This is a genomic window from Rhodococcus sp. USK10 (assembly GCF_019378875.1).
GTDB lineage: Bacteria > Actinomycetota > Actinomycetes > Mycobacteriales > Mycobacteriaceae > Rhodococcus_F > Rhodococcus_F pseudokoreensis.
Map to the genome: position 1 here is coordinate 216,859 of NZ_CP076048.1, position 21,718 is coordinate 238,576.

The 21,718-nt window shown below is 66.8% G+C and carries 31 protein-coding genes; 19 read left to right on the forward strand and 12 right to left on the reverse strand.

Translation table 11 applies throughout. From position 1 onward, the window contains the following. Positions 1-70: 70 nt before the first annotated feature. Both I1A62_RS07770 and I1A62_RS07775 read right to left on the reverse strand, forming a co-directional pair. A complete protein-coding gene (locus I1A62_RS07770; RefSeq protein WP_219458412.1) occupies positions 71-358 on the reverse strand; it encodes a hypothetical protein in 288 nt (95 codons plus the stop codon). 67 nt (positions 359-425) lie between these two features. Continuing rightward, positions 426-1,061: a transglycosylase family protein gene (locus I1A62_RS07775; RefSeq protein ID WP_219458413.1), complete on the reverse strand. Its 636-nt coding sequence runs from the start codon at positions 1,059-1,061 to the stop codon at positions 426-428. Between the two features lie 424 nt (positions 1,062-1,485). On the opposite strand from I1A62_RS07775, the gene I1A62_RS07780 reads away from it, so the two are divergent. Genes I1A62_RS07780 through I1A62_RS07790 form a run of 3 tightly spaced genes read left to right on the forward strand, consistent with a single transcriptional unit; the run spans position 1,486 to position 2,336 of the window. Next, positions 1,486-1,644, forward strand: a complete 159-nt coding sequence (locus I1A62_RS07780) for a hypothetical protein (protein WP_219458414.1) — start codon at positions 1,486-1,488, stop codon at positions 1,642-1,644. A 9-nt stretch (positions 1,645-1,653) separates the two neighbouring features. Beyond that, positions 1,654-1,977 carry a hypothetical protein gene (locus I1A62_RS07785; protein WP_219458415.1) on the forward strand — a complete coding sequence of 108 codons (324 nt, stop codon included), beginning with the start codon at positions 1,654-1,656 and terminating at the stop codon, positions 1,975-1,977. Further along, the gene (locus tag I1A62_RS07790) at positions 1,974-2,336 is read left to right on the forward strand and encodes a hypothetical protein (protein WP_219458416.1); all 363 of its coding nucleotides are present in this window, start codon (positions 1,974-1,976) and stop codon (positions 2,334-2,336) included. Before I1A62_RS07785 ends, I1A62_RS07790 begins: the two co-directional genes overlap by 4 nt. A gap of 103 nt (positions 2,337-2,439) precedes the next feature. Here the strand turns inward: I1A62_RS07790 and I1A62_RS07795 are convergent, their stop codons facing one another. Next, the gene (locus I1A62_RS07795; protein WP_219458417.1) at positions 2,440-3,033 is read right to left on the reverse strand and encodes a hypothetical protein; all 594 of its coding nucleotides are present in this window, start codon (positions 3,031-3,033) and stop codon (positions 2,440-2,442) included. A gap of 132 nt (positions 3,034-3,165) precedes the next feature. Between I1A62_RS07795 and I1A62_RS07800 the strand changes: the two genes are divergently transcribed. The 3 genes from I1A62_RS07800 to I1A62_RS07810 all read left to right on the forward strand — a co-directional run bounded on the left by I1A62_RS07800 (position 3,166) and on the right by I1A62_RS07810 (position 5,809). Beyond that, the gene (locus I1A62_RS07800; protein WP_219458418.1) at positions 3,166-3,879 is read left to right on the forward strand and encodes a hypothetical protein; all 714 of its coding nucleotides are present in this window, start codon (positions 3,166-3,168) and stop codon (positions 3,877-3,879) included. An 80-nt stretch (positions 3,880-3,959) separates the two neighbouring features. Further along, the gene (locus tag I1A62_RS07805) at positions 3,960-5,360 is read left to right on the forward strand and encodes a phenylacetate--CoA ligase family protein (RefSeq protein ID WP_219458419.1); all 1,401 of its coding nucleotides are present in this window, start codon (positions 3,960-3,962) and stop codon (positions 5,358-5,360) included. 137 nt (positions 5,361-5,497) lie between these two features. Next, a complete protein-coding gene (locus I1A62_RS07810; protein ID WP_219458420.1) occupies positions 5,498-5,809 on the forward strand; it encodes a chorismate mutase in 312 nt (103 codons plus the stop codon). Positions 5,810-5,942: 133 nt separating this feature from the next. Here I1A62_RS07810 and I1A62_RS07815 read toward each other — a convergent pair whose 3' ends face one another. Next, positions 5,943-6,434: a DoxX family protein gene (locus I1A62_RS07815; protein ID WP_219458421.1), complete on the reverse strand. Its 492-nt coding sequence runs from the start codon at positions 6,432-6,434 to the stop codon at positions 5,943-5,945. A gap of 176 nt (positions 6,435-6,610) precedes the next feature. Here I1A62_RS07815 and I1A62_RS07820 point away from each other — a divergent pair, with 176 nt between their 5' ends. Next, complete coding sequence (locus I1A62_RS07820; RefSeq protein WP_219458422.1) at positions 6,611-7,537, forward strand: LLM class F420-dependent oxidoreductase; 927 nt, start codon at positions 6,611-6,613, stop codon at positions 7,535-7,537. An 11-nt stretch (positions 7,538-7,548) separates the two neighbouring features. Here I1A62_RS07820 and I1A62_RS07825 read toward each other — a convergent pair whose 3' ends face one another. The 7 genes from I1A62_RS07825 to I1A62_RS07855 all read right to left on the reverse strand — a co-directional run bounded on the left by I1A62_RS07825 (position 7,549) and on the right by I1A62_RS07855 (position 13,744). Beyond that, positions 7,549-7,935 (reverse strand): hypothetical protein, encoded by a 387-nt coding sequence (locus tag I1A62_RS07825; protein WP_124393815.1) that lies wholly within the window; start codon positions 7,933-7,935, stop codon positions 7,549-7,551. Positions 7,936-8,062: 127 nt separating this feature from the next. Next, a complete protein-coding gene (locus tag I1A62_RS07830; RefSeq protein WP_219458423.1) occupies positions 8,063-8,851 on the reverse strand; it encodes an ABC transporter permease in 789 nt (262 codons plus the stop codon). Then, positions 8,848-9,810, reverse strand: coding sequence for an ATP-binding cassette domain-containing protein (locus I1A62_RS07835; RefSeq protein ID WP_219458424.1), 963 nt, complete (start codon positions 9,808-9,810; stop codon positions 8,848-8,850). Before I1A62_RS07835 ends, I1A62_RS07830 begins: the two co-directional genes overlap by 4 nt. Beyond that, complete coding sequence (locus I1A62_RS07840) at positions 9,810-10,688, reverse strand: DUF4097 family beta strand repeat-containing protein (protein ID WP_219458425.1); 879 nt, start codon at positions 10,686-10,688, stop codon at positions 9,810-9,812. The genes I1A62_RS07835 and I1A62_RS07840 overlap by 1 nt, the downstream gene beginning before the upstream one ends. Before the next feature lie 51 nt (positions 10,689-10,739). Further along, positions 10,740-11,258, reverse strand: coding sequence for a toxin-antitoxin system HicB family antitoxin (locus tag I1A62_RS07845; protein WP_124393811.1), 519 nt, complete (start codon positions 11,256-11,258; stop codon positions 10,740-10,742). Positions 11,259-11,360: 102 nt separating this feature from the next. Then, positions 11,361-12,410, reverse strand: a complete 1,050-nt coding sequence (locus tag I1A62_RS07850) for a sigma-70 family RNA polymerase sigma factor (protein ID WP_219458426.1) — start codon at positions 12,408-12,410, stop codon at positions 11,361-11,363. Positions 12,411-12,451: 41 nt separating this feature from the next. After that, positions 12,452-13,744, reverse strand: coding sequence for a serine hydrolase domain-containing protein (locus I1A62_RS07855; RefSeq protein WP_374710833.1), 1,293 nt, complete (start codon positions 13,742-13,744; stop codon positions 12,452-12,454). 262 nt (positions 13,745-14,006) lie between these two features. On the opposite strand from I1A62_RS07855, the gene I1A62_RS07860 reads away from it, so the two are divergent. The 12 genes from I1A62_RS07860 to I1A62_RS07915 all read left to right on the forward strand — a co-directional run bounded on the left by I1A62_RS07860 (position 14,007) and on the right by I1A62_RS07915 (position 21,432). Next, positions 14,007-15,059 (forward strand): cupin domain-containing protein, encoded by a 1,053-nt coding sequence (locus tag I1A62_RS07860; protein ID WP_219458428.1) that lies wholly within the window; start codon positions 14,007-14,009, stop codon positions 15,057-15,059. A gap of 69 nt (positions 15,060-15,128) precedes the next feature. After that, positions 15,129-15,815 carry a hypothetical protein gene (locus tag I1A62_RS46210; RefSeq protein ID WP_225858263.1) on the forward strand — a complete coding sequence of 229 codons (687 nt, stop codon included), beginning with the start codon at positions 15,129-15,131 and terminating at the stop codon, positions 15,813-15,815. 264 nt (positions 15,816-16,079) lie between these two features. Beyond that, complete coding sequence (locus I1A62_RS07870) at positions 16,080-16,808, forward strand: hypothetical protein (RefSeq protein ID WP_219458429.1); 729 nt, start codon at positions 16,080-16,082, stop codon at positions 16,806-16,808. A 5-nt stretch (positions 16,809-16,813) separates the two neighbouring features. Next, on the forward strand, positions 16,814-17,977 hold the full coding sequence (locus I1A62_RS07875) for an SRPBCC family protein (RefSeq protein WP_219458430.1): 1,164 nt from the start codon (positions 16,814-16,816) through the stop codon (positions 17,975-17,977). Then, positions 17,974-18,384, forward strand: a complete 411-nt coding sequence (gvpJ, locus tag I1A62_RS07880) for a gas vesicle protein GvpJ (protein ID WP_124393806.1) — start codon at positions 17,974-17,976, stop codon at positions 18,382-18,384. Before I1A62_RS07875 ends, gvpJ begins: the two co-directional genes overlap by 4 nt. Beyond that, positions 18,384-19,172 carry a GvpL/GvpF family gas vesicle protein gene (locus I1A62_RS07885; protein ID WP_219458431.1) on the forward strand — a complete coding sequence of 263 codons (789 nt, stop codon included), beginning with the start codon at positions 18,384-18,386 and terminating at the stop codon, positions 19,170-19,172. Before gvpJ ends, I1A62_RS07885 begins: the two co-directional genes overlap by 1 nt. 3 nt (positions 19,173-19,175) lie before the next feature. After that, positions 19,176-19,427 carry a gas vesicle protein GvpG gene (locus I1A62_RS07890; RefSeq protein WP_124393804.1) on the forward strand — a complete coding sequence of 84 codons (252 nt, stop codon included), beginning with the start codon at positions 19,176-19,178 and terminating at the stop codon, positions 19,425-19,427. Positions 19,428-19,433: 6 nt separating this feature from the next. Continuing rightward, the gene (locus I1A62_RS07895; RefSeq protein WP_124393803.1) at positions 19,434-19,724 is read left to right on the forward strand and encodes a gas vesicle protein; all 291 of its coding nucleotides are present in this window, start codon (positions 19,434-19,436) and stop codon (positions 19,722-19,724) included. After that, positions 19,721-20,128: a gas vesicle protein gene (locus I1A62_RS07900; protein ID WP_124393802.1), complete on the forward strand. Its 408-nt coding sequence runs from the start codon at positions 19,721-19,723 to the stop codon at positions 20,126-20,128. Before I1A62_RS07895 ends, I1A62_RS07900 begins: the two co-directional genes overlap by 4 nt. Further along, entirely contained in the window at positions 20,115-20,894 is a 780-nt protein-coding gene (locus I1A62_RS07905) for a GvpL/GvpF family gas vesicle protein (RefSeq protein ID WP_124393801.1), read from the forward strand. The genes I1A62_RS07900 and I1A62_RS07905 overlap by 14 nt, the downstream gene beginning before the upstream one ends. A gap of 3 nt (positions 20,895-20,897) precedes the next feature. Continuing rightward, positions 20,898-21,107 (forward strand): gas vesicle protein, encoded by a 210-nt coding sequence (locus I1A62_RS07910; protein ID WP_124393800.1) that lies wholly within the window; start codon positions 20,898-20,900, stop codon positions 21,105-21,107. Then, positions 21,100-21,432, forward strand: coding sequence for a gas vesicle protein K (locus I1A62_RS07915; protein ID WP_124393799.1), 333 nt, complete (start codon positions 21,100-21,102; stop codon positions 21,430-21,432). The genes I1A62_RS07910 and I1A62_RS07915 overlap by 8 nt, the downstream gene beginning before the upstream one ends. A gap of 26 nt (positions 21,433-21,458) precedes the next feature. Here I1A62_RS07915 and I1A62_RS07920 read toward each other — a convergent pair whose 3' ends face one another. After that, on the reverse strand, positions 21,459-21,653 hold the full coding sequence (locus I1A62_RS07920; protein ID WP_072943461.1) for a CsbD family protein: 195 nt from the start codon (positions 21,651-21,653) through the stop codon (positions 21,459-21,461). Positions 21,654-21,718 lie beyond the last annotated feature (65 nt).

The window sequence follows — 21,718 nt, forward strand, 5'->3', positions numbered from 1 at the left end:
CGAAGCGGAGCGCAGCGGACGCGTCCAGGCACCGCTTCGTCAGGTGCGGCGCCGACCTGTGCGGTCCGCCTCAGAGGTCGAAGCCCCAATTGGCCGGGTTGAAGACGACGCGGTACCAGACGGCGGTGGCCGAGTCGAACGTGCACGGCACGATCACGACCCCGGACGTCTGTTCGAGCGCCGCGGCCTTCCCGCAGAAGTACTCCGCGCCTTCGCTGGACGTCTCGGCACGGTAGACGGGTCCGACATGCCATGGTTCGGCACTCGCGGTACCGGCGCCGACGGTGGCTCCGAGGACGAGGGGTGCGGCCAGGATCCCGGCCAATGCTGCGGCACGCCGAGCGGACTTCTTCTGCACGAGAGCTCCTTCGTAGGCGACGACACGACAGTTCTGTGTGGTTAGTTCGCACAAGAAGCGTCGGACATTACCGCGGTGCCGCGGCCCTCTCCTCGAACTCCTCACTCGACCCGTTCTGCGCGGCGAGCGCGCGGGCTCTGTCCAGGGCCTCCTGGGCGGCGGCCTTCACCGTGGCGGGATCCTCGACTGTCGCAGGTACTTCGACCGGTACGGGCGTCTCGACGACGTCCGGAGTCTCCGCGAGATCAGGCGTCTCGACAGCGTCCGGCGTCTCCACGACATCCGGGGTCTCGACGGGGTCGGGAGTCTCGATTGCCGGTGCAGGCGTCTTGGTAACGGGGGGTACCTCGACGGGCGCTGTGCCACCCTTCTTCAGATACTGGCCGCAGACCGGCCACGCGCCGGGGCCTTGGGTTTTCAGGACGTTCTCGGCGACCCGGATCTGCTCGGCCTCACTGGCTTCCGAGGGGTCGCCCTTCCCGCCGTTCGCCTTCCAGGTTTCCGGTGTGAACTGCAGGCCGCCGTAGAACCCGTTTCCGGTGTCGGTGGTCCAGTCTCCGCCGCTTTCGCACTCCGCGACTTCTTCCCAATCGTGCGGCGCGCCGAACGCGGTTCCCGCGCCCAGCCCCAGTAGAACGGTGGCGGCCGCGCCGATCAGGGCGATCCAGCCGAAGGTGCGTTTCTCCATGTTGCGAGTGGTCATGCTGGCTCAATCCTCTCCGCGCTTGCGGACGCGGCGTGCCGGCGACTTCACGTCGATTGCCGGCCATCCTTTCGGTGCCTCGTCCCGCGCCTCGAAGGTGTCGGGATCACGAACCCGCGTCGGCAGATCTGCAGCGGCGGGCCCCCGAACGTGGCCTCCTCCCGAAATTCACACGGCATGAACAAGGTACGGATGTTCGACTATTGAGAAACGCGAGTGAAAATTGTGCAGTTCTGAGGTTTCGATACCGTTTCGAAGCCATGTCGTGACAATTCCGACATCTACTGAACGCGCACGCAGATGCCGGATGGCGGTGCGGTGAACGGACGCTCCCGACCGTCAGAGGTGGCGGTGCAGTGACTACCCTGACGATCCCGGCACCGCCGGAGTCCGCCGGCGCGGGGACGAACAGGACAGTGCCGACATGTCGCATGGCTCAGCCGATGCGCGGGTCGTACTCGACGAGCCCGCGGCGGTGGTGGAGTCGTCGACGGCGGAACTGGCGGCGGCGTCGGGTACGTCCCCGGCGACGGTGGTGCGGGCGTGCCAGCGTCTGGGTTTCCGCGGATTCCGGCATCTTTGACTGGCGGGTGTGACAACGGATCCCGAGGCTGCGGCAGCCACCCCGGTGGGCACGGCGTTCGGGGCCGCAGCCGAGGCGCTCACCGCGACTCGCGCCACCATCGATCGCGCCGGTTTCGCCGCCGTCGTGGACCTGATCGTGCGGGCCCGTCGGATTCTACTGGTGGGCAACGGTTTCTCGTCCTCACCGATCCAGGATGCCGCGTTGCAATTCACCACCGCGGGTCGCAGCGTGGAGGCGCCGCGCGACATCCTGGGGCAGCAGTTCTCGGCGCGGATCAGCCAGTTGTCGCAAAATTTCTCTCGGACGCGAACCTACTGTCCGGCGCTGTGACCGACCACGGCTTCGCGAGCGCCGACGGCAGTGAGCACGTGGGTCGGGATCGGCTGGCGGACAGGTCATCCGGAGCCGGCATCCTCCCCGTGCTGCCGTCCGACATCGAAGTGACGTCGACGGACAGCGCGGGCACCGCCCCGGGGATCACGATGTCGTCACTCTTCGGGCGCGACTCGAGCGACGTCGTCGCGTCCTGCCGCGGGACCGAATTCCGGTGTGCGGTCCACGGAACCCGGCCGGTTGTCGGCGACCGCGCCGGGCTGACGATCCGCCGAGCCCTGTTCTACCCGGCCCCGACGGAGGCCGACGTGCCGCTCGCTACCGGTGCGGCGGCGCTCGCAGGATCGCCGCGATGAGCGAGGCGACCCGATTGGCGCTGGTCCGCCACAGCGGTGCCGCGCATCGTCAACGGCGCGGTCTGCGAGATCGAATGGGCGCGCGTGCAGCGGGTCCTGTCGGTCAACCGCACCATCTCCCACAGTGTCGCGGACCCGGCATAGCCCTTCGCCCGATCGTGGGCGCCAGCCGCCACAATCCGGCGGCGGCGAGCACGTGCCACAGCGCGTGGCCAAGCAGGAGATTGTCGTCCACGGCGCCGAGCAGCGCCCCGGATGCGATAAGCACTGCCGCGACGACCGTCGTGCGCCGCAACTCCGGTCGGGCGCGGGCGCGTTCGAGGCAGAGTCCCACTGCGGCCGCGGCGAGCAATGCCTGCACGATCGTCGACGCCGTCGGGCCGGCAGCCACTGTGGGAATCATCAGGAACGGAACAGCGAGCCACCACCCCGGCGACAGCCGGCGGCCGAACCGATCGGACGCGGCGTCTACGGCGATGTACGCGAGCAACGTCGCGATCGGGATGTCGTGCGCGTATCCCTGCCACGACGGGTCAGGTCCGTGCTGGACGAGCGACCCGAGACCGACCGCGACGACGAGCAGGCCGTAGGTGACGGACGGCGCGTCGCGCCGGCGACCCGCGAGGACTGCGAGGCCGGAGACCACGAAGGCCAGGCTGGTGACAGCGGCCGCGTGCTGCCCGATGAAGCCTCCCATCGTCCGAGGCTTTCAAAGAGGTCGCCGCACCGCAATCGCGACGGAGCGCTCGTGCAGAAAATGGATCGAGGCGCGCCGACACGAAGGACAAAACCTTCCAGTCGGACTTTTTCTGTGGCATCGTAACGATCCATGGCGGAATCAGCAGTCGACGCCGTCGTCATCTACCACGCACCCGCAGCGGACCGACGGGGTACACCGATGGTGGCCCTGGACTACGACGTCGAGCCCGGGACGCGGGATACGTTGTTGCAGAAATTGGCCCGGCGCGGGTGGCGGGACCCGAGTTCCGTCTTCGACGGTGTCGACGACCTGACGTCGGCCGTGCTGTCGTTGCGCTCGGCCGACGGGCGCACCCTGGTGATCGAGGACGGCACGGACGTTCTCTTCGAGGGTGTCGTCACGCCTCCGCACGGGTGGTTCGAACACGTTCGCGCCCTCGGAGCGGTCGGCGTTATCGCCGGAGCGGGAATCACAGCCGCGCCCGACTGGCAGCGACAACTCCCCCGCCTTGCCCGCGAGAGCGAGCTTCTCGGGTCGATCGCGACGGTCACGTTCGGCAACGTCGCCGGCCGGGAAGATTTCCACGCGTTCGCATACGAGGTGGTCTCTGCGTTGCGGCCGGCACTGCCTCCCGACGCCCTGCACGATGCGGGCTTCGCGCTCGAGGACGACCGGCCCCAGCGCGCGATCCTCGAGGTCGTGGACAGCGCGGTGCGGCACCGGGTCGCCGTTCCGGCCCGTGTCGTCGACAGTCTCCAGCGGCGCGCCGCGGACCGCACGTTGTTCGGGTGGCGGGACGCCCGGACACTGAAGCGTCTCCTGCGGAAGATTCACACACCCTGACGGTCGGCACCCCGCTGTGCAAGACTCGAATACGCATGGATGACAGTGGTGCGCCGGACCATGGTGATGCGGAGGGCGTCATGTCCCGATCGGTACCCGGAGTTGGTCCGGACGACGTGGGGCACACGGCATACGCGCGTGTGCGCGCCGGCCAGGTGAATGCGGTTCAGGCAGCACTCGAGGACCACACGGGACGCCTGGATTGGCCGCGAGAGCAGATCGAGCGCTACCGGACCGCACGGCTGCGGGCCCTCCTCTCGCACGCCCGTGAGCGGTCGCTGTTTCACGCCCGGCGACTACGTGAACTGGACCCGTCCACGGCCACGGTCGCGGACCTGGCGTCGCTGCCGATGATGACCAAGCAGGACGCACAGGACGAGTGGGATTCGATCGTCACCACACGTGACCTCGACCGCGAGCGCGCCGAGCGGATTCTGGCCGAGCAGCAATGGTTTTCGTACACCCCGACCGACGAACAGGTCTTCAGTTCGGGTGGGTCGAGCGGGGTCCGCGGCGTCTACGTCTGGGATTGGCAGTTCTACGTGTCGGCCGCGTGCCTGGCCTGGCGGATACAGACACGGGCGGAACGGCGGGCGCCGGTGCGGTCTCCTTCGCGTCTCGCCGTGCTGGCGGCCGGAATCCCTCCGCACGCGAGCACCCCCCTGTTCGATGTGCCGACCGCACCGGGGATGGAGACCGTCGTGATCCCGGCGGGCGCACCGTTCGACGAGATCGTCGCCGCGGTCGCCGCGGCCCGGCCCACGCACCTGGTCGGCTATGCGTCGGTGATCGGACGGCTCGCCCGGGCCGCCCTGGCCGGTGATCTGCAGGTCCGCCCCGTCCGGGTGAGCACCAATTCCGAGCCACTGCTGGACGAGGACCGGCACGCCATCGACGAGGCCTGGTCGGCGACGATCCACAACCTCTGGGGCTCGACCGAGATCGGCGTGCAGGCAGTGGGTTGCGGACACGGCGAGGGTCTGCACGTGTGCGAGGACGAGGTCGTTCTCGAACGTGTCGGCGACAGTGGCACCCCGGTCGCCGCCGATGCACCCGCGGCGCGAACGCTCGCCACGGGCCTGGCCAACCGGACGTTTCCCTTCATCCGTTACGACCTCGGCGATCAGGTCACGTTGCTGCCCGGGACCTGCCCCTGCGGAAGTGCGTTCGTACGCGTCGCCGACATCGGTGGTCGGCGCGACGACGACTTCCGTTACGGGACGAAGACGGTGCCCGCGAGCACGTTTCGTTACGTCCTGGGCGCAGACCCGCGCGTCTCCGAGTACCAGGTCCGGCAGACCGTCGACGGTGCGGAAATCTTCGCGGTCGGCGACCCCGACGTCCCCCGGCTTTCGTCGGCTGTCGCCGCGGCGTTGCGCCGGCAAGGACTGTCCGATCCGCAGGTCCGGATCGAGGTCGTCGACCACCTGCAGCGCCATCAGGCGAGCGGGAAATTGCAGCGGTTCATCGCACTGCGGTAACGCGGAATCGGTTCACCGCACCCACTCGGTCGGCCGGCGCCGGACAGGGGTCGCCGATCGTCACCCCAGGGTGCCTGTCGCTGCGGCCGCTTCCGTCCGACGATTGTCGTACACGGTCACCCAGTCGAGGAGCAACGATGACGGACACTGATTCCGGGGCAGTCACCGAAGACGCCGCAGTCTCCGATGGCACGGATCTCGACCGAGTTCACGCCGAGATCGCCCGCCTCGATGCGGAGATCCTGGATGCGGTCAATCGCCGCCTCGTTCTCGCACAGCTCGCGGCTCGCACCCGGGTCGAGTCCGGTGCACCGATGGTCGCGCTCGGTGGGGAGACCGACGTGATCCGCCGCTATCAGGACGAATTGGGCCCGCGGGGTTCGCTGCTGGCGCTGGAACTGCTCCGGCTGGCGCGGCCACCCTTTTCGTCGACGTACCGAACACGGTAGCCGTACCGACACTCACCTCGGTCGACACCGATCGCGAGAGCAGTGCCCAGCAGTCTTCGCGACGCTGGGCACTGTTCGCCTGTTCAGGCGAGCCGGGAGATGACAGTCATCACCCGGGTTCACGAGACGTTCTTCAGGCGTTCACTTCCCGCAACTCGTCCGTGGGTCCGGATTCGCCGGCGGTGGCGCCGTCGTCGGCCTGCGCCGTGCGCCCGCCACGAGCGATGAGGCGATCGAGCGAGAGTGCACCGCCGCCGAGGAAGATCATGAGGAACAGGGCCCAGCAGAAGATGGCCGAGAGTTCACCGTTGTTCTGGATGGGGAGGGCACCGTCCGGCTGGTGGCTCCAGAAGTAGGCGTACGCCATCGAACCCGAGGCGAGGAACGCCGCGATTCGCGTCCCGAGGCCGAGGACCAACGCGGCGCCGCAAACGAGTTGGATCACGGCACCCCACCAGCTCGGCCAGGCACCTACCGCTGCGGTGTGCCCGCTGTGAGGTGCGGTCGGCCACGCGAACAACGTCGAAGTTCCATGGCAGAAGAAGAGGAAACCGACAACCACGCGGAACGCCGCGATGGCATAGTCGACACTGGCGCCTTGAAGGCGTGAGCTCGTGTTTGTCACATCGCAGAAGATAAGGCATGCCTGCCCTAAGCGTTGAACTTGCAGGGCGATTCGGCGCGACCACATGGGAAAACCGGAACAGGTGTGGCAAGCATCACACTCCTGACGCTGAAGTTGCCGTGTTCGCCCTGCGCATTCGGCGCCGTTGGAGCCACTTCAGGTGCATCGTGAAGTCCATGCGCGATTTCCGATTCTCGTTCAACATTTTCGGGTTCGACTCCCGCGACGCCCTTCTCGATCGATGCCGGCTCGGCGAGAGCGCCGGCTACGACACCGTGTTCGCCGCCGACCATCTCGGCGCCCCGGCACCGTTTCCCCTCCTGGTGGCCGTCGCCGGCGCCACGGGACTGCGGGTCGGAACTCTGGTGCTCAACTCACCGTTCTGGAACGCCGCCCTGCTCGCTCGCGAGATCGCGACGACGGACGTCCTCACCGACGGACGGCTCGAGATCGGTCTCGGTGCCGGGCACATGAAGTGGGAGTTCGACGCCGCGGGCATCGAATGGAAGCCGTTCGGCGGCCGGGTCGAGCAGTTGTCGGAAGTGGTCGACGGCCTCCGCACGTCCTTCACCACGGACTTCGACGAGCTACCCGAGGGCCGCACCGTGCCACGACCGTTGCAGCGGCGCGGGTTCGGCGGCTCGGGCCCGCCCCTGATCATCGGTGGTACCGGCGATCGGGTGCTGCGGATCGCGGCCGCCCACGCCGACATCGTCGGCGTCGCGGGGACGTTTCAAATTCCGGGCCGGCCCCCGGGCACATTCCGTCTCGCCAAAGCGGACGAGGCGGCCGAGCGAATTCGCTTCGTGCGGAACCATGCCGGTGCGCGCGCCGAGGACATCGAGTGGCATCTACTGGTCCAGTTGGTCGTCGAGACGGACGACCGCCGGGCCGCAGCGAACGAGATCGCGGACCGGCTCGGCGGCACCCTGTCGGTGGACGACGTCCTCGGCACTCCGTACGTCCTCGTGGGAACCGTGGAGGAGATGGCCGAGCAACTCCGGAGCCATCGGGAACGTTACGGCTTCTCGTACATCACTGTCCACGAACCGTACCTGGGGGTGTTCGCCCCCGTGATCCGTCGGCTCCGCGAACAGAGTTGACGGACAACGACTCACGGCGTGTTGATGTACTCCTGGATGGCCTGCGCCGCCCTGGGGTTACCCTGGCCCATCCCGACGATCGCACCGGTGATCGCGCCGATCGGGGTGCCGATGATGCACCCGGCGAGACTGCCGGGGAACATCGAGATACATCCGACGCCGAGACCCATGAGCGCGCCGATCGCCGTGCCGGCCGCTCCCCCGTTGGCCCAGCCGACGCCGAGTTCGTTGAGCATGTTCTCGAGGGCCTGCTGCTTGTCGACCTCGTGCCGGCCGGGGATCGCCAGTGCCGGCGTTCCCGTGTTCGGTACGACGGGGTCGGCGTGCGCCGTGCCCGCTCCGAGTGTCACCGTCGCTGCGACGAGGACCGATGCTGCCGATTTCTTGATCAAGTTCATCGCGATCCCACCCTGCTGAAGAAGGAAAAACCGGTTCCGACTGTAACCTGCGGCTGCATCATCGGTGGCGAAACCGCGGCATCGGAAGAGTACCGCGGCGAGTGCCCGCCGGCACGGGTGAAAGCCGTCAGTTCACGCGCCGGTTGAACAGCCTTTTCGCCCAGAGGTAGCCGAACAGCGCGATGCCGGCGCTCCATCCGACCGCGAGCACGGCGCTGCTGCCGACGGGTTCGCCGAGCAGCAGTCCGCGGATGGTCTCGATGACGGGGCTGAACGGCTGGTACTCGGCGAACCACCGAAGACCGGCAGGCATCGAGTCGGTGGGGACGAACCCACTGCCGAGGAAGGGCAGCAGTATCAGCACCATCGGGAGGTTGCTGGCCGTTTCGACGCTCTTGGACACCAGGCCGAACGCGACCGACAGCCAGGTGAGTGCGAACGTGAACATCGCGAGCACCGCCGTCGCCGCGACCCACTCGCCGAGCCCGGCGGTGGGCCGGAAACCGATGAGCACGGCGACACCGACGACCAGCACGAGGCTGATCAGTGTCTGGATCATGCTGCCGATGACGTGTCCGGTCAGCACGGACACCCGTGCGATGGCCATCGTCCGGAACCGGGCGATGATGCCTTCGGTCATGTCGGTGGCGACCGAGATCGCGGTGCCCTGGGCGGCGCTGGCCACGGTCATCAAGAGTATTCCCGGTGCCACGTAGTCGATATAGGCGCCGCGTCCGCCGTCGGGATCGCCGAGTCCCGCCCCCAACGTGCCGCCGAAGACGTACACGAAGAGCAAGAGCAGGACGATCGGCATTCCGACGAGGAGCACCGTCACCGACGGGTACCGGATCATGTGCCGGAGGTTGCGTCGCAACATCGTCGCCGAATCGCTCAGCGCGTAAACCATGGTCGTCATCGCACGTTCTCTTTCCTGGTTGCGGCGCGCTCGGTGAGCGCGAGGAAGACGTCGTCGAGATCGGGAGTGTGGACGGTCAGGTTCTCGACCTCGATCGACGCGTGATCGAGCCGAGCGAGCAGCGCGCGCAGCGATTGCACGCTCCCGTCGCCGGGAACCTGCAGGGTGAGCGCGTCCTCGTTTCGGGTCACCTCCCCGAGGAGCCGGGAGGCCGCGTCGAGCTCGCGGACCCCGGGCAGCTGCAGGGTGATGTGGCCGCCCGGAACGAGCCTCTTCAGCTGTTCGGGCGTTCCCTCCGCGACCAGCCTGCCGCCGTCGAGGAGCGCGATCCGGTCGGCAAGCCGATCTGCTTCCTCCAGGTACTGGGTGGTGAGGAAGATCGTGACGCCGTCGGCGACGAGTTCGCGGATGATCTGCCACATGGCGCGGCGACTGCGCGGATCGAGACCGGTCGTCGGCTCGTCGAGGAAGATGATCCGGGGATCGCCGACGAGGGTCATCGCCAGGTCCAGCCGGCGGCGCATGCCACCGGAATAACTACCGGCAGGCTTCGCGCCCGCCTCGACGAGATCGAACCGGGCAAGCAGTTCCGTGGCCCGGGCGCGGCCCGCGTCGCGGGGCAGGTGGTGCAGATCGGCCATCAGCGTCAGGTTCTCGCGACCCGTGAGGAGGTTGTCCACCGCCGAGAACTGGCCGGTCACACCGATGGTGGACCGCACCGCGTCGGGCTCGCGGGCGAGATCGTGACCCGCGATCCTGACGTCGCCGCCGTCGGGGGCGATGAGGGTGGACAGAATCTGGACCATCGTGGTCTTGCCTGCGCCATTGGGCCCGAGGAGCGAGAAAATCGTTCCCTCGCCGATGTCGAGGTCGATGCCGTCGAGGACGACTTTGTCGCCGTAGGACTTTCGCAGCGCAGTGGTCGTGATTGCGGAGCGGGTTGTGATCGATGCTGTCATCACTCTGCCTTTCGACTGGTCGGCTTCTGGGAATCGGGGCGGCGAATCACGATGTCGCCGAATCCGGTACGGGCACGCACCTCGACCTTGTCGTCCGTCGATTCGGGCCGGTCGACGGAGTCCAGATGGTTCTGGACCTTCCCGAAGGACGTGTGCGCGTCGAGCCGGGCGGCGGTCCCGGAGCGGATGCCGATCTCGATCCGGCCGTGACCGGTTTCCAGCGACGCCGCACCCTGCATCACCTGCCCGATGCGGATGTCGCCGTTGGCGGTTGCGGCCGCGAGGTCGGCGCGGGCGTCGTCTACGGAGATGTCGCCGTTCGCCGTCTTCACCCGCAGTCCTCCGCCGATCGCGCCGATCCAGTTGTCGCCGTTGGAGTTCTTGATCACGGCGCTGCCGTCGATCGCCCCGACACGGAGATTCCCCGACCCGGTGCTCATGTCCGCATCTCCCGCTACGTGGCCCACGGTGACCGTGCCGGCCCCGGTGTGCACGTCGAGCGGACCCGTGTCGCCGAGTTGGACGTCCCCGGCCGAAGTCTTGACCCGGCACGCCCCGAGTCGTCCGGCGCCGCGGAACGTCGCCACCGACGCCTCGCCCTCGAACTCGGAGCCGGTCGGCAGTGCAATGGTGACGTCGACGGAACCGGCCTTGCCGAACAGGCCGAGACCGCGCTGCTTTGGCGCCTTGACCAGTAGCCTCCCCGCGGAGTACTCGACGCGGGTCTGCTCGGCGGCGCGAACGTCCGATTCCCGCGAGCCGTCGCTGGGGCGCACGTCCACGACCGTGTCGTCGCGGTCGCTCGCCGTGATCCGTGCGTCGCCGACGACGAGTTCGACCGTCGCCGAGATCGGCGCCGGGGTGCTGAATGTGGGCATGGTTGTCCTCCGGAATCTGGTGATGGCGAATGTCGGGGCGGGCGTGTCGGGTCAGCGCACCCAGCCCGTGAAACGGTCGTTGCCACGTGGGGCACGCCGTTCGGAACGACCGCTGCCGCCGTCGGACTCCAACCCTGCGGCCGCGGACCGGACGAGCCAGGCGTTCACCGACAGTCCTGCCTCCCGGGCGGCCTCCTCGACGCGGTCCTTGAGGTCTTGTGAGAGACGAAGGTTGATCCGGGTCATGGCGCTGTCTTCCACCTCCGCGACTCGCGGCGGCGTCACGTCCGGACCGGATGCGGCCGGCTCCTCGAACGACTGCTCGACGGGCGCGGGAGTGACGACGAACGTGGGCTCACGTCCGCGGAGTCGAAGATCCACCGAACCCGGGGCGAGGTCGCGGGTGATTTCACTGGCGGCCGCCGACAGCGCGTCGAGTAGCGCGAGCCGGACCCCGGACTCCAATGGTGCGGTGAGTCGCTCGGCGAGGGCACGGGCGTCCTCTCCCCCGGCCTCGGCGGCTACGGCCAGTTCGTGACGGAGGGACGCGACATACGGTGTGAGATCCATGGTGCCATCATGGCATCACAATGGCACCATCGCAAGACTCAGTCGGGGATCGATGTGCCATCGTGGTGTCACCGCGGCGCAGTCGGTCACCGCGAGCGCAGGTCACGGCAAGAATTCAGGCAGACCGAACTGCTCGAAGTGCTCCGGACCGATGAACGAGGTCAGTTCCGCGATCTTGGTGCCGCGCAGGGTCAACACCGTGATCGACCAGCGGAGGTGGGTGCCGGCGCCCTCGTCCCACAGGTAGAAGGCCACGGCGGGCTGACCGTTGGCTCCGACCGGCAGGTGGCGCCACGAACCGCATCCCGTGAGCGGGACCCGGACCGCGAAATCCGTGACCGCGGCCACACCGCGGTACCAGTGAGACATCGGCGGCATCGACCAAGTGACGTCCTCCGTCAGGAGAGCGACCAGAGCATCGGCATCACCGCGTTCCAGCGCGGTGGAGTACCCAGCGACCAGGGCTCGCAGACGCGCGTCGTCGATCTCGCGCAACGTTTGCGACTGGGTCGTCGAGGGAATCTTCTCCGCGACGATCGCCCGGGCCCGCTGCAGCGCGCTGTTCACCGACGCCGTCGTCGTGTCCATGGCGGCGGCGATCTCGGCGGCGGAGAACCCCAGGACCTCGAAGAGCAGGAGGGCGGCCCGCTGATTGCCCGGCAGATGTTGTAGTGCCGCAACGAAGGCCAGTTCGACGGACTCGCGCTGCTCGTAGCGGGCGGCCGGCCCCGCCGCACCGGAGGCCAGTCCCGCATCGGCGTAGGGACCCAGCCACGCCACCTCGGTGAGCGGGACGTCGCCGACGACGGCGCGATCACTGGAGGGACCGAGGTCGACGGGGAGGGCCCTCTTACCACGCGATTCGACGGCGTCCAGGCAGGTGCGCGTCGTGACGGTGTACAGCCAGGAGCGCAGTGCGCTGCGGCCTTCGAACTTCGCGAAACCGCGCCACGCCCGCAGCAGAGCGTCCTGCAGGGCGTCGTCGGCATCGTGGCTGGAGCCGAGCATGCGATAGCAGTGGGCGTGCAGTTCGCGGCGCAACGGTCCGACCAGACGTGTGAACGCGGCGTCGTCTCCGTCCCGGGCTCTGGCCAGGTCGGGATCCTCGGCTTCTACCGACGCGTGCGGTGTTCGAACGGAGTTGTCGCTCACAAACGATGATTCTGCCCCACCGGCGACCCGTGTACCGCGCATCACCTCGTGGGGGTCGGAGCGGGTGTGGGCGCCAGCGACATTCCTGCGTAGATCTCGTCGAGAACGGTGGGCAGCAACGCGTTCGCGGTGGTTTTGCCCTCGGGCGACAGGGTCAGATTCGCCCAGATCACGAGCGTGACATCGTTGTCCGGGTCGTATCCGATGAACGAGTTGAAGCCCGGCAGCTCACCGCCGTGGTAATACATCGACGCGTTCGGCCCGAAACGCTGGTAACTGATCCCGTAACCGTATTGCTGCCCATCGGGTGCGTCCGGGTCCTCGGGTTGCAGACTGTCCCGCCACTGTTGCTGGTAGTCCGGATTCAATACCTCGCCGGATACCAGCGCCCGGATCCATGCAGCCAGGTTGTCCGCCGTGGAGATGACGCCCCCGGCGGCGGTGGCGTAGGACGAATTCTGGTTGGTGTAGTCGAGGGGCTGCAGTGTCCCCGCCCGCGCGGCGGCCTGCATGTCGGCGGGATACGGCTCGTCCACCAGGGCGTAGGCCGATCCGCCGTACATGTAACCGTGTGAATACCGGTCCGGGATCGCCGTATCGTCGGCGGCGGGAAGCGAGGTTTGGCTCAGACCGAGCGGCCCGAGCAATCGTTCCTGAAACTGCTCGGCCAGTGGGCGACCGCCGACCTTCTCGGCGATCAGACCCAGCAACGCGTAGTTGGTATTGCTGTATTCGTACGACGTGCCGGGTGGGAAGTCCGGCGGTCGGCTGAACGCGATGTCCAGGACCTCCTGAGGCGTCCAGGCCTTCGACGGGTCGCTGTCCAACGTCGCCGCCAACTCGGGCGCATTCGTGTAGTTGTACAGCCCGCTACGCATCGTCAACAGCTGTGTGATGGTGATGTTCTCGCCATTGGGCACGTCGGCGACGTAGGTCGACACCGGGTCGCTGAACCGGAGCTTGCCGTCCTGGGCCAGCAGGACCGTCAGCGCCGCCGTCAAGGTTTTGGTGTTGGAGGCGATCCGGAAATGGGTCTGCGCATCCGGCGGTGTGTCCGCGCCCAGTTCCGTGGTGCCGACCACCGCGTCGAAGGTTCCCTGCGGGGTGCGGAGCTGCACCACCGCGCCGGGGATCAACAGCTCTTCGGCGGCGGCGTCGACCGCGGCCTGGAATGCGGCCGGATCGATGGAATTGAGCGCCGAACCCGAAGCAGCCGTCGCCGTCGTCGTGGCAGGTGGTGAAGCATTCTCGGCGGTCGGATCGGACGTGGGTGAGCACCCCGCGATCACGAGTGCGCCGCACGCCGCGATCACAGCGAGCCGGGTGGCGCGCAGTGCGCGGAACCGACCCACTGCAGTTCGCGGGTGCCCTATGTACTCCGCCTGGGAATGCCTCATAGCCATCACCGCCTCGGCGCCATGGTTCGAGTACCGCGCCGATGGGCGGCACCAGCTGGCAGGCCTCTCTCGAATCCTAGCCCGGGTGCCCACCCACTCCGTCGCGATCACCGGAACATTTCACGGCGGAACGACATACTGCTACCTGTATGCGCGAACTGCCGTCCCCAGGTAACCGTCCGACACGGAAGGCATATTCATGAGCACGCGACGCAGCATTCACAGCACCTCGTTGACCGACGGCGAGATCGTCGAACAATCCGACCTCGGCTCGATCACCCGGGTGACAGCGGACACCTTCCCGATCCTGCGAGGCCTGTCAATCAAGCGGGTGTTGATCAATCCCGGAGCGATGCGCACCCCGCACTGGCACGCCAACGCGAACGAACTCACCTATTGCCTGTCCGGTACGTCGCTCGTCTCCGTGCTCGACACCGGCAGCGTGTTCTCGACCTTCACAGTCGGAGCCGGGGAGATGTTCCACATCGATTCGGGATCGCTGCACCACATCGAGAACATCGGCGACGAGGTCGCGGAATTCATCATCGCCTTCCGGAGCGAGCGCCCCGAGGACTTCGGTCTCGGAGCGGCGTTCGGTGCGATGACCGATGCCGTCCTCGGCAACACCTACGATCTCGACGCCTCCGACTTCGCCATTCTCCGACGCAACACCGCGGACCGTGCCCTGGCGGCCCGAATCGGCGATCCCGTGGTGCCGTCGGCGGCGAAATTCTCGGATGGTCACAAGTTCGCCGTCGAGGAGCAGAATCCGGTCATCAGCCTCGCCGTCGGCTCCGCCCACCTCGCACGCGTCCAGTTCTGGCCCGCCCTGAAAGATCTGTCGATGTACTCCCTGCGGATCCGGGAGGACGGAATGCGGGAACCGCACTGGCATCCGATCACCGCCGAAATGGGTTATGTGCGCCGCGGATCGGCGCGGATGACGGTCATGGACCCGGACGGCTCCCTCGACGCCTGGTATCTCGAGCAGGGGGACGTGTATTTCATTCCCCGCGCGTACCCGCATCACATCGAGGTCGTCGGGTCCGACGACATCCATTTTCTGATTTTCTTCGACCAGCCGACGCCCGGTGACATCGGATACCGCGCATCGGTCAGCGCGTACTCGCGCGAAGTCCTCGCCGCCACGTTCGACACCCACATCGCCGACCTGCCGATCTTCCCGTTCACCCCCGCCGACCCGCTCATCGTCACCCGAAAAAACCCGCTCGACGAACGCGGGGAACGGTAACCCGTCGTCCCCGTATTGCCGCCGTTCCCGCGCCGGTTTCAAGAAATTCTCCGAGGGTAATTGGGGTATATGGGCGCACGAGAGAGGACGACGACAGGGTCGACGGCGCTCGCCGACGCACCCCCGGGACGGCTGCCGCGGAGGCAACCACTACCGCCCAGGCGGCCGGCAACGTCGACATCGACTTCGGCCGGGTCGCGGCACGGCCTTCCCCGACGGACCACGACGACGGCCCGGCCGAAGCGTACGGATACCCGCACCGAACCCGTCACAAAGCCGACGGCCCGGAAGCGTCCCCGGGACAAGGGGTCCCGCGGACCGGCCCACACCGGATCCTCCGGCGCAGGCCGCACGCGCCTGCCCGATCCGGTTGCGGCGGACTTCGGGGACGTCACCGAGTGGCTGAAGGACCAGGTTGGCCGCCTCGTCGACGCACTGCGGGACCGCGGCGAGAAGGAGGCGCAGAATCTCCGGCAGAAATTCAAGAAATGGTTGGCGTCGCTCGTCCACGAGGTGATACACAGCAACGCCGGGGCCGGCGCCGGACTCGAGGGCATTCGCGCTGCGCTGACAGGTAAGAATCCGGTGTGGGCCGCGATCAAAGCGCTGATGTCCGGTTTGAGCGGCAAAGCCAAGGTCGGCCTTGTTCTCCTTCTCCTCGTCGCACTTCTGCTCGGACCGGTACTACTCGTAATTCTTCTGCTGGCGCTCCTCGTCGCAGTGATCGTCGCGGCGGTACGAGCCTCCAGTCGGTGATATTTTCACCTTGCACACGGAAAGCATTGCAGCTGAATCACTCTCGAACTACGACAGCGATGCGCCGATCTCGTCTCCGCCCACCGGGATTTGTGGGAAGCGTTCGCCGCGGCTGGTCGGCCGAACCGACTTTTCTGCCGCTGGTTGAGCGTCCTGCCGCTGGGGTAGTCGGGAGACGGCGCCCCCTTACCGCGCACGGTATTGGACACATTGCCGAAGTTGGCGAGAGGTGCGCCGGCGACTACTCGGTAAAGGGGTTCGACGATGAAAACCAAAGGTCAGGTGGCGTTGGCCGTCGGCGCGGGTTACATGCTGGGCCGAACACACAGGATGAAAATGGCACTGATGCTCGCGGCTGCAGGTGCGACCGGACGCTTCCCCGGCGGGCCACGCGATTTATTGGAACGCGGCACGAAGGTGCTCGCGAATTCTCCCGAGTTCGCCAAGATCAGCGATTCGGTTCGACAAGAGCTGGTCAGCGCTGCGAAGGCGGCGGCGGTCACTGCCGCAAGCCAGCGCATCAACCAGCTCAACAACCGGATTCTGTCCGGCGGCGGCGAAGCCGTCAGCGACGTGGGCGACACGGTCGACGACACTGTGGGTGGTGTCGGTAAGTCGGTCGGCAAACTCAGCAGTCTCGGAAAACTCGGTCGCAAGCGACGCGGTCGGTCCGAGGACGAGGAGTACGACGAATCCGAAGTCGACGAAGAGCCGGACGAACAGTACGCCGAGGACGACGAGGACTACGAGGAGCCCGAAAGCGACGAGGACGACGGCGCCGACGAGGAGGAAGCCTCCGACGAGGAGGAACCCGCTCGACGCAAGCGACCCGCCGCACGTCGGCGCGCGTCCAGCAACGGCAGCTCACGGCCGACGAGCAGGTCACGCAGCGCGAAATCCGACGAGGACGACGAGGAAGCCCCGACCCGCGGCCGCAGGACCCGGGCCAAAGCCACGACTGATTCCGCGCCCGTCCGGCGCGGCGGACGGTGAGCACGATGACGAACGCTGCAAAGAAACTGAGAGAAGCCGCACCGGGAGACGGCGGCGGGTCGTCGGGCGTGCTGCAGGACGCATTGCAGAAGCTGGTCGGCACGGTGACGGAGAAAGCGCTCACGTCGGTCTCCGACAAGGTGCAGAACGCATCGGGCCGGCTCACCGACTACGCCGAGGGTGGTGGCGGAGGGCTGCTCGCCGCCGTGACCGGTTCCGAGAAACTGGCCGAGGGTGAATCACCGATCAAGTCAGCGGTGAGCGGTGGCTGGCAGAGCGCCAAGGAAAAGGTCAAGGACACCGCTTCCGACGTCAAGGAGGCCGTCACCGGTGGTGGCGGCAGCAAAGGCAAGAAGCTCAAGCTGACCAACATCGTCGAAACGATCGATGTCGGGGTCCCGGTCCAGCTCGCCTACAACCAGTGGACCCAGTTCGCCGACTTCCCCTCCTTCATGAAGAAGGTCGAGCGGGTGGAGCAGGAAGCGGACGAGAAGCTCGAGTGGAAGGCACAGGTGTTCCTGTCGCATCGGACCTGGGAGGCGTCGATCATCGAGCAGGTTCCCGACGAGCGGATCGTGTGGCACTCGAAGGGTGCCAAGGGTTATGTCGATGGCGCGGTGACGTTCCACGAGGTGACTCCCGATCTCACCCGGATCGTTCTCATCCTCGAGTATCACCCGAAGGGTCTGTTCGAGAAAACGGGCAACCTGTGGCGCGCGCAAGGACGACGAGCGCGACTGGAGTTGAAGCACTTTGGCCGCCACGTCATGACGCAGTCCGTTCTCCATCCCGACGAGGTGGTCGGCTGGCGCGGGGAGATCCGTGACGGCGAGGTGGTCGAGCCCGACGAGTCCGAGCAGGACGAGCAGAACGAGCCCGAACAGGACGAGCTCGAGGAAACCGACGAAGCCGACGAAGCCGAAGACGAGGAGCCTGAGCAGGACGAGTCGGAGCAGGAAGAGCCCGAGGAAACTGACGAAGACGAGTCCGAGGACACGAATGAAGACGACACCGACGAGGAAGAGGAAGCACCCCCGCGAGCGCGCCGAGGTCGCCCACGCAAGACCGCTGCGAGTTCCGAGGACAAGGCTGCCCCGAAGCGGCGGGGTCGCCCGCGCAAGACTGCGGCCAAGAAAGCCGCCGGCTCGCGCCAAGGAGCACGGCAATGACGGCAATACAACCGGCGGGAGGTGGCGGCGGAGTCAGCGGCGGCCCCAGCTCCAGTAGCCTCGCCGACGTCATCGACACCATCCTCGACAAAGGGCTCGTCATCGATGCCTACGTGCGGGTGTCACTGGTCGGTATCGAACTGCTGACCATCGACGCGCGCGTCGTCGTCGCCAGTGTCGACACTTACCTGCGGTTCGCGGAGGCCGTGAACCGGCTCGAGATCGGCAGTGGCGAGCCGAAGGGTCTGACAGACCTGGTCGGCGACGTCACCGAGGGTGGCGCCAAATCGAAGACCAAGGGCGCGATCGAGTCGGCGGGTGAGAAACTCGGCGACTTCCTCGGCGGCGGGCAGGAAGAACCTGAGCGCGAGCGGGTTTCGCGCAAGTCCACTCGAGGGGACAAGTGATGTCTACGTCAAAAGAGTCCAACGACGCGCCCGAGGAGCCGCGCACCAGCGGCATCTACGTGTATGGCATCGTGCCTGCGGACGTGGAAGCCGAAGAGGACGCGGTCGGCGTGTGTGACGGATCGGTCGCCATCGTCACGCACGGCGAGATCGCGGCGCTCGTCAGCGAGATCTCGGTGGACCGGCCACTCGGAAAACCCGAGGATCTCCAGGCGCACGCACACCTGCTGGACGGTACGTCGGGAGTGGCACCGGTACTTCCGCTTCGTTTCGGGGCGGTCATGACCGACGAGGAGGCCGTCGAGAAGGAACTGCTCGAAGCACACGCCGAGGAGTTCGCGGCAGCGTTGAAGGAACTCGAGGGTCGAGCACAGTACGTCGTGAAGGGGCGGTACGTCGAGGAGGCGATTCTCCGGGAAATAATCGAGGAGAACCAGCAAGCGGGCGAACTGGTCGGCGCGATCCGTGATCAGCCCGAGGAGACCACCCGCGACGCCCGGATGGCGCTGGGCGAGATCGTCAGCAACGGCATCGAGGCCAAACGGGACGAAGACACACGCACAGTGGTCGAGGCGCTCCAGTCGTTGTCCGACTCGGTCAACGTCCGTGAACCGACTCACGAGGAGGAGGCCGCGCAGGTCGCCGTCCTCGTCGAGGTCGCACGACAGGAAGAGCTCGAGAAGGCGGTGGGAGAACTGGCCGAACGGTGGGACGGCCGGGTCGAGATGCGCCTGCTCGGACCTCTCGCCGCCTACGACTTCGTGGTGACGCAGAAGCCGGAGGGCTGACCGATGGGCCTGCTGTCGTTCATCGCCACGCTGCCGCTCGCCCCCGTTCGTGGGGTGATCTCACTGGCCGAGTTGATCCAGCGACAGGTCGAGGAGGAACTTCACAATCCCGCGAGCGCGCGCCGCGCGCTCGAGGAGTTGGAGGACGCCCGTGCGGCCGGTGAGATCTCCGCCGAGGAGGAGGAAGAGGCACAGCAGGCGATCCTCGACCGCATGACCGGAACGGCACGGCCCAGCAGTCCGCAGAAGGAGTGATAGGCGATGGCAGAAGAGGAGCCGCCTCCGTTGCCTGCGCCGGAGATCGCGGAGCTCGCAACTCGTGACATCGCAAAGTTGACCGGCAAGAAGCCGCTCGGTGCCACATCGGTCATGCCCACCGACGACGGCTGGACGGTGGAGGTGGAGGTGGTCGAGGATCGTCGGATCCCGTCGTCGACGGACATGCTCGCGTTGTACGAGGTGGTACTGGACTTGGATGGAGAACTGTTGTCCTACCGCAGAACCCGCCGCTACATCCGCGGTGTCGGTGACAGCGGAAGCGCGCAGTCATGACGGTCGCCGGCGGCGGTACGAGCAACCTTCCGCAGAGTTCGGGCGGCGGATTCGGCGGTGGGCACCAGTCGACGAATCTCGGCGAGATCCTCGAGCGGGTACTCGACAAGGGTCTCGTGATCGCCGGCGACATCCAGGTCAACCTGCTCGACATCGAACTGCTGACCATCAAGGTGCGACTGGTGATCGCCTCACTGGAAACCGCGAAAGAGGTGGGGATCAACTGGTGGGAGAACGACCCCTGGCTGACCGGCAAGAACAGCGACATCGAACTCGAGAACCGGAAATTGCGGGAGCGGATCGCCGAACTCGAGTCCGACAGGTCGGTTCGTCCTGCGGTCGAGGCCGCCGACACAGTCGAGGTGGAGGCGAGGCGTCAGGAGCGCGACGATGACAGCGGATGACGGTGTCTGGCTCTACAGCATCACCACCGACAGTATCGGCGACGCGCAACTCGCCGGGGTCACCGGCGTGGCAGGCGAGCCGGTCCGGGCGGTGACGTCGTCGGGTCTGGTCGCGGTGGTGGGGACGGTGAGTCTCGGCGAATTCGGGCAGGAACCCCTGCAACGCAAACTCGAGGACCTGGACTGGCTGGCCACCACCGCGAGAGCACACGACGCCGTGGTGGCGGCCGTGTTGCGCAACGGCCCCACCGTTCCGTTGCGATTGGCGACGCTCTACCTCGACGACGATCGCGTCCGCCTCCTCCTCACCGAGCGACAGGAGGAGTTCGGTGCGACGTTGCGCCGGGTGACCGGTCGGAGCGAATGGGGCGTCAAGGGATACGGAGACGCGAAGCTTCTGTCGCAGGACGTGAAAGAGGAGCCGTCCTCGACCGGCGCGACAGGGAAGGGAACCGCGTATCTGCTGCGCCGCCGTGCGGAGTTGAGCGCGCAGCAGGACGTGGAACGCAAGGCGGCCGGCCACGCGGGAGAAATTCACGCTGCGCTCCTGGATCAGGCCGTCGACGGGGTACGCCGGCAGGTCACCGACCCGGTGCTGACCGGTAAGCGGGCCTGGATGATCTTCAACGGCACCTACCTCGTCGACAACGATCGGGTCGACGGTTTCACCGCACTCGTCACCGCACTCGACGCCGAACGTCCGGGCATCACACTGGAATTGACCGGACCGTGGCCTCCGTATTCGTTCGCCGGAATCGACGGGTGAGCCATGAGCGAGATGGTTCCCGCGGACGACACCCGCCGCATCGCGCTCGTCGACCTACTCGATCGGGTGCTGGGCGGTGGTGTCGTCATCACCGGTGAGATCACGCTGTCACTCGCCGACGTCGACATGGTCCGCATCTCCCTGCGCACGCTCATCGCGTCGGTGAGCGCACTCGTCCCGGATCCGGCCGAGCAGGATTCCGCCGATGGCTGAGCCCGAGCCCGTCAATTCGGATGCTCCGAGCGACATCGGTCGCCGGGTACTGCCGCAGCGGATCGACGCGGATCCCGAATCAGTCGAAAAGGGCCTGGTCACCCTTGTCCTGACAATCGTCGAGCTACTACGGCAGTTGATGGAACGGCAGGCGCTGCGCCGAGTCGAGCACGGCGATCTCAGCGACGACCAGATCGAACGCATCGGCACGACGCTCATGCTGCTCGAGGAACGCATGGCGGAGTTGCGTGATCATTTCGATCTCACACCCGAGGACCTGAACATCGACCTCGGACCGCTGGGGCCGCTGCTGTCGAACGAATAGGCCGGCCCCTGCGAGCGTCGTCGATATCAATGTTTGAGGGCGTTCTTGATCTTCTTTCCGGCGTCCTTGACCTTGTCGCCCATCTGCTTGGCGTTGCCCCTGGCCTGTTCTTTGCTCCCCTCTGCTTCGAGGTGGGCGTTGCCGGTGGCCTTGCCGACCGCCTTCTTGGCGGCGCCCTCGGCGGTTTCGACCTTGTGCCGGATCTTCTTTCCCATGTTCATGACGCCGTCCTGTCCTCTACTGTCCCTCCCGATTGCCCCGCGTCACCGGTTTCAATCACGCCCCG